General features: G+C 65.1%; 3 protein-coding genes. 2 read left to right on the top strand and 1 reads right to left on the bottom strand.

The window, feature by feature from the left end:
* Nucleotides 1-281: 281 nt before the first annotated feature.
* Nucleotides 282-1,316 (bottom strand): LacI family DNA-binding transcriptional regulator, encoded by a 1,035-nt coding sequence (locus F8O03_RS06235; protein ID WP_151423039.1) that lies wholly within the window; start codon nt 1,314-1,316, stop codon nt 282-284.
* A 677-nt stretch (nt 1,317-1,993) separates the two neighbouring features.
* On the opposite strand from F8O03_RS06235, the gene F8O03_RS06230 reads away from it, so the two are divergent.
* Together F8O03_RS06230 and F8O03_RS06225 are read left to right on the top strand one after the other, a co-directional pair.
* Nucleotides 1,994-3,850: a choice-of-anchor A family protein gene (locus F8O03_RS06230; protein WP_151423038.1), complete on the top strand. Its 1,857-nt coding sequence runs from the start codon at nt 1,994-1,996 to the stop codon at nt 3,848-3,850.
* 421 nt (nt 3,851-4,271) lie between these two features.
* Nucleotides 4,272-4,847 (top strand): hypothetical protein, encoded by a 576-nt coding sequence (locus F8O03_RS06225; protein WP_151423037.1) that lies wholly within the window; start codon nt 4,272-4,274, stop codon nt 4,845-4,847.
* The last annotated feature ends 1,207 nt before the right edge of the window (nt 4,848-6,054 follow it).

Below are 6,054 nucleotides of genomic sequence, written 5' to 3'. Positions count from 1 at the left end.
TCCGCGAACACGCTCAGCAGGTTGCCTCCGACTGCCGCGAGGAGAACGTAGAAGGCGACGGCAGCGAGGCCCACCCAGATCATTCGGGGCACGGACTTGGGGTGGCGAATGTCGCTCATGACGTGATTTCCGATCTGAGAAGTCGTTTCGGCAGGCCGCCCGTTTGGAGCTTCGCTGCCATTCGAGCCGGTTGCCTCTCCCACCGGGGAAGCTTGCGGGACTGCGAACGGGACAATGTTGTCATGCGACCCACTGTGCTCGGTCTGTCAGCCGGCGACTGATCAGCGCCGCAACCGGTCTGGGTTCGGCGCACTCGTCGAGCCGCGCACGATCAGGGCGCTCGTGTACTGCCGTTGCTCCTCCGCAAGCGGCGAACGAGAGATAAGCGCGTCGACTGCATCACGTGCCATCTCTTCGACGGGGATGCGGATGCTGGTCAGCGGAGGCAACATGAACTGGATGTCAGGGATGTCGTCGTATGAGAGGACCGAGATGTCATCGGGCACGCGAAGGCCAGCTTCCTGCAATGCGAGCATCACACCGACTGCGATGAGTCCGGTGCCAGCGAAGACCGCCGTCGGAGTGCCCTCTGTCAGCACCTGACGCATCCCGTCGTGACCCCCGGCCCGCGTCGGCTCCACCTCGGCGTAACTGCCTCGCGGCACGCCTCGTTCGCGGTGGTACGCCTCCCACCGCTGGATCTGCAGCGCGCGCGGCGTCCGGGGGCCAACGAACGCGATGGATTCGTGACCGAGTTCCGCTAGATGATCGAAGGCTGCGTCGATCGCGCCGGGGTAGCCGGGGCGCAGACCCACGGCGCCAGGAAGAGGCTCGTTGGAGTTGAGCTGCACGACGGGCGTGGAGAATCCTGCCGCGAGGAGACGGTCAATGGTCTCTGCTGACAGATGCACTGTCACGATGATGCCCGCCAGCTTGCTCGCGTCCAACTGCATCAACAGGGGCACGAACCGTGCCCCTTGCCCGAGCGGCGTCGCGACGATGAGATTCCTGCCGTGCCGGTCGCAGGCCTGCTGCACCTCGGCCGCGATCTGATTGTAGAACGGGTTCCGGATGTCGTGGATCAGCAGCCCGATAGCGTCCGAGGTTCCTCTTCGAAGTGCGCGCGCCGCCGCGTTCGGGACATAGCCGAGCAGTGCGGCGGCCTCTCGTACGCGGCGTGCCGTGTCCTCGGCAACTCGTCCTGAGCCCTTGTTGAGGGCGAACGAGACGACACTCGGGCTGACTCCAGCCAGGCGGGCAACGTCGGCGCGTGTCGCCGGTTTCGTTCGGTTGGACTCTTTCGCAGTATCTGACATCACGTCTATCTTCGCGCGTTGCGAGGACTCCCGGTTGCCGGAGGCGTGTCGTGAATACCCCGGGCGTGAAGGGCGGATGCGTACCGCAAGGGGTACGAGCGCTTCGCGGCCGTGCACGCGGTTTGGAACCACACCCGAATCCACGTTGGTCACTTAAATTTGCTAATACGTGTCGACAACGGCGCTCGGATAGAAGTAGTCTTGCGAACCAGCCAGCTAGAACGCTTGCAGCTCGGACCCGATGGAGTCGTCCGAGTGCATGCAAACTCGAATCAGCGGAAAGAAGGTGAGTATCTAGGCGGCTCGTCGCATACGGAACATCGGTCACCCAAGGCACCACGTGGTTGTCCGGTCCTGGAACCAGTGCGCCACAAAAGCGCAATCTTGGTCGACCTGCAACGCCTCCATCGGGACACAGTGCCCACGCCGGGCAGACAGACGCCCGCGGCACCATCGCTAGAAAACTGCCCAACTGAGCGGCCGACGGCCCGGCGCTCCTGCGCTCGACCTGCGTCGCGACGCGGCACCTCGACCGCACGGCGTTGCAGCCGCTCGCTGCGCTCTCGCCCTCGCCCTCGCCACAGAACCGTGGCACTCAGCCACCTATATTGCCCAACGCCCGCCGGCAAGCGTCTCTGACCGTTGCCGCAGGCGCTTACATCCGATCAAGGAGCTCGATGAGCATCACCCTCGGCACGCGCACTGCGCGGCCAAATCGCCTCGCGCGTCTGCTGTCAGCAGTCGCGGTCGTAGGCCTCGCCATCACGGGAGTCGTAGCCTCGTCTGCGGCCGCCCCGCGTGCGTCGGCGGCGCCGACGTGTCCAGCGCCTGGGAGCTTCCCCGAACTCGGCAGCGTCTTCACGTATGAGGATTCATCGCCTGCCGTCTACGTCGGCGGTGACTACGCCGCGACGGGAGAGGCCGCCGAGTCCGAGGGCCTGCTCGTCGTCGAGGGTAACGCAGCGTTCGCGAAGCAGTTCATCAGCAGTTTCAACGTCGGCGCCGTCGGTGTCGGCTCAGGTATCGTGCCCGCGCCCGGCGAGCCTGTCCTCAGGGTGGGTGGCGACGTCGCGGTCTCACCTACGACGACGGTGTACGCCGCGAACGCGCGCATCGGAGGAATCCTGGACGGAACGCTGCAGCCTGATGGCTCCGCCCGCAGCCAGCTCGGCGCGTCTGCCGCCCTGTCACCCCACGACGGGCTCGGTGCCGATGTCGATCTCGCTTCCTCTTCGCTTGCCGACCTTTCAACGACGGGAAGCGTCACCGTCTCCGGAGCGCTGGCAACCTTCACGGGCACACCGACGGAGGGCATCCAGGTCTTCACCGTCGCGGCGGAGTCGCTGCAGGGTGTGACGGGCTTCGGCTTCCGCGGAATCCCAACGAATGCGCCGATTCTCGTGAACATCACGGGCCAGGCACTGGATATCAGCCCGATATCGATGGCCATCGAGGGCGTCGGGAACAACAGTGGCGCCGGCCTCGGCAACGTCTCCTCGCAGATCATGTGGAACCTGCCCGACGCGACCAGCCTGTCGCTCGGCGGCACGAGCCAGTTCGCCGGTTCGATCCTCGCCCCCAGTGCGAACGCCGAGATCTCCACGAGCAGCAACGGACGCCTGTTCATCGGGGGCGACCTGAGCGTCCGCGGAACCGGCACCGAGCACCACAACTACCCGTGGATCGGCACGTTCGGGAACTGCATCACGCCCAACTCTGCCGTTGGTGGGTTCGAGGGGTCGAAGGCTCTCTTCGGTGATGGAGCGCCGTTGGTTCCGGCCGACACGCAGTTCACGGTCGAGTACTCGTACTCGGACGCTACCGGCGTCGCGCAGACCGGGTCGCTGACCCTGTTAGCTGACGGCACGGTCGTCGCTGGCCCGCAGGACCTGCCGGTCGGCACAGTGGTGACGTTCACCGAAACGAACCTGCCAACGATCGACGGCATCGAGTGGAGCACTCCGGTGCTTTCGCCCGCGTCAGTCACAATCGCTGCCGGCGAATCCGTTGTAGTCACGGTTACCAACACCGCCACCACCCCCGTGATCCCGCCCACCGTGACGCCTACTGCGACGCCCACGCCGACACCGACGCCCACGCCTACTGCGACGCCGACGCCTACGCCTACACCTACGCCCACGCCCACGCCCACGCCGATACCGACACCGACGCCCACGCCTACTGCGACGCCCACGCCCACGCCCACGCCCACGCCTACGCCCACGCCGACTGCGACACCCACGCCCACGCCCACTGCGACGCCCACGCCCACGCCCACGCCCACTGCGACGCCCACGCCCACGCCCACTGCGACGCCCACGCCCACGCCTACCGCGACGCTGACTGTAGCTCCGTCTCCGTCTCCGACTGCCACGGAGACACCGACAGCGCCCGCACCTGTGGCTCCTGAGCCGACACTCGTGCAGACTGGTTCGCCAGCTTCGCCTTGGATCGGCTTCGCGGCTGCGGTCCTCGCCGCTTTGGGGTTCTGCCTGATGTTTGCTCGTCGACACCGGTCCAACTCGACAGACTGAAATTCACGAGAAGGCGCTCGAGCCCATACGAGCCGTCTTTAGCGCCCAGCAGGCCGCTAGAAGCCGGTGACTGAAGTCACCCGCTGGTGCCTGCTCCTCGACGACGCGGACGTTCTCCGCGTCGTCGAGGAGCGGCGCGAACGCCAACCCGAAGAGCGACACACCGGTAAGCGCGCCGTTCTTCCCTCTCCAGTCCGAGGTCCTGACCCTTGCGACAGGAAGTCAGCAACGAACCCGGGGATGAGCTCACCGGGCCTGCCGGGCGCACAGCGACCGGCGCGGCCCAGTTCACTCCCATCCCTCCCCTCCAGCCGCGCGCGCCCATAACTCCCCGAGCATTTGAAACGAGCCCCACATGACTCAGCACCCCTCATCACCAATGGAACGCAACGCCCCAAGGCTGACATCACGGCGAAGGATCATGTCCGGGGCGGCCTGGACCGTCCCCGTCATCGCCGTTGCGGCAACTGCACCGTTCGCGGCAGCTTCACCCAGCCCGTGCCCGGTGCTCAGCCTCGACGGCTGGACCCGGACAAGCTCCGGCACGCTCGGCCCCGGAAATCTCAGCGTGAACACCGCGGCCTTCGGTCGCACTGGCGTGCTGTACAACATCACCGAGGGCCAGGCGACCGGAACCCAGGCGATCACGCTGACACAGAACATCGGCGTCCGCGCTGGCACCACGTACACGTTTGCGTTCGCAGCTGCGGGAAACTACGGCAACAACAACGCCGCCGTCTCCGCTAGCGCCTACACCGAACTCCGCGTCGGCGACGTCACAGGGAACACCTTGAGCACTCGAGTAGCGCTGTACGGCAACGTCCAAGTCCCCATCACCCCGGCCGCGAATGGTTGGCTGGACCAGACGCTCACCTACACCGCGGCCTCGACGGGAACCCTGCCCGTCTCGTTCACTTGGTTCCTCCCCCCGAAGGGCGACCAGCAGTCGCAGGACGACATCGCTGTGACGGTACCCTCCATCGCTTGCACTCAATGAGGCGCCGGGGGCTGCCTGCGGTTGGGCCTCAATCCTTGCTTTGAAACCACGGGTCCCGACCGGGCGGAGAGCGGCACCGGCCCCTCAAGAACAGCTCGAGACAAACGCGGCAGGAGCCCGCACTGCACTCCGGGCCCCTAAGAACCGGCACTAAGTGAGGGCCTCAACCCCCGTGGGTAGGAACGTGAGCGGAAGTGACTCGAAAGGGAACACTCGTGCGCCCGAAGACTGAGTTCGGGCGCGAGGACGACAGCCTCTCGCGTGTGTTCTACCTGTCATCATCGGCTCTGTTGGGTCCTGTGCGTGGTTTGCCGGATCCGGAGCGACTCCGTCACCACTACGTTGGGTGGACACCCCGTCCGTGATCCCCCGACTGAGAGCGAGCCGCAACCGTCAGATATCGGTTGCGCGCGCGGCACGAACTGATCGTCCGAGGTCGTACCCGAGGGCCTCTGGATAACCCCGGGGACACGCTTGTACCTGCGCGTGCGGTGCTCCACCCCCCCCCTGGGTGTGACCCTTGTCAGTTTCGCCTGCTGGCCACGTGGCCTCGCCTCCGGCCTCCAAATCGGACAGTCGATGTTTGGTTCGGTCGAGCACCGCAGCCCGGGCGCGCCCCAAACCGCTGATGCGCGGGCGGCGCGACCAATCCTCTTCAGCGAGATTCTTCACTCACGGGCAAACCGTTGCCGTGACATTGGATAATCCAATGAGCATATTGCCCGCGTTGCTGGCTTCGTTGGGCTGCAGGTATCTGAATTCAACTTGAGAGATAGGACTGGGCCAAGATAGTCTGACGTTGCCGTCGCTGCTCGTGTTGGCGATTGGCCCGATGGGGTTTCTCTGCCTGAACGGATCGACGTCAGTTCCAAGCCCTATGACTTGTGGGGCGAGAACAAACGAGAAACCGGGAGTGAGAACTCGAACCTGGTCTCGATACGCATTCGCAGTGGCGTCGATGTCCAAAAGCTGGAAACTGAGATTGGTGACTGGCCGACTAAATTGGATTCGGATTGTCACTGCGTCGTTGGGCTTTGGGCGAAGCAACTCCACCAGGTAGAAGTTGGCAAGTCCTCCTTGAGGGCCAGATCGTGTTTGTCCAGAGTTGGTGGAGGGGGTTGCCTGCGCCGAGTAGGCCACACTGAAAGTGGCCGTTGTTGCGGGCGACGCCCCCGCGACAGGGACAGTTGTAATCTGAGTGCCCACA

The sequence above is a fragment of the Pseudoclavibacter terrae genome (assembly GCF_008831075.1).
GTDB classification, from domain to species: Bacteria; Actinomycetota; Actinomycetes; order Actinomycetales; family Microbacteriaceae; genus Pseudoclavibacter; species Pseudoclavibacter terrae.
This window is presented reverse-complemented; position numbering and strand designations above follow the sequence as displayed.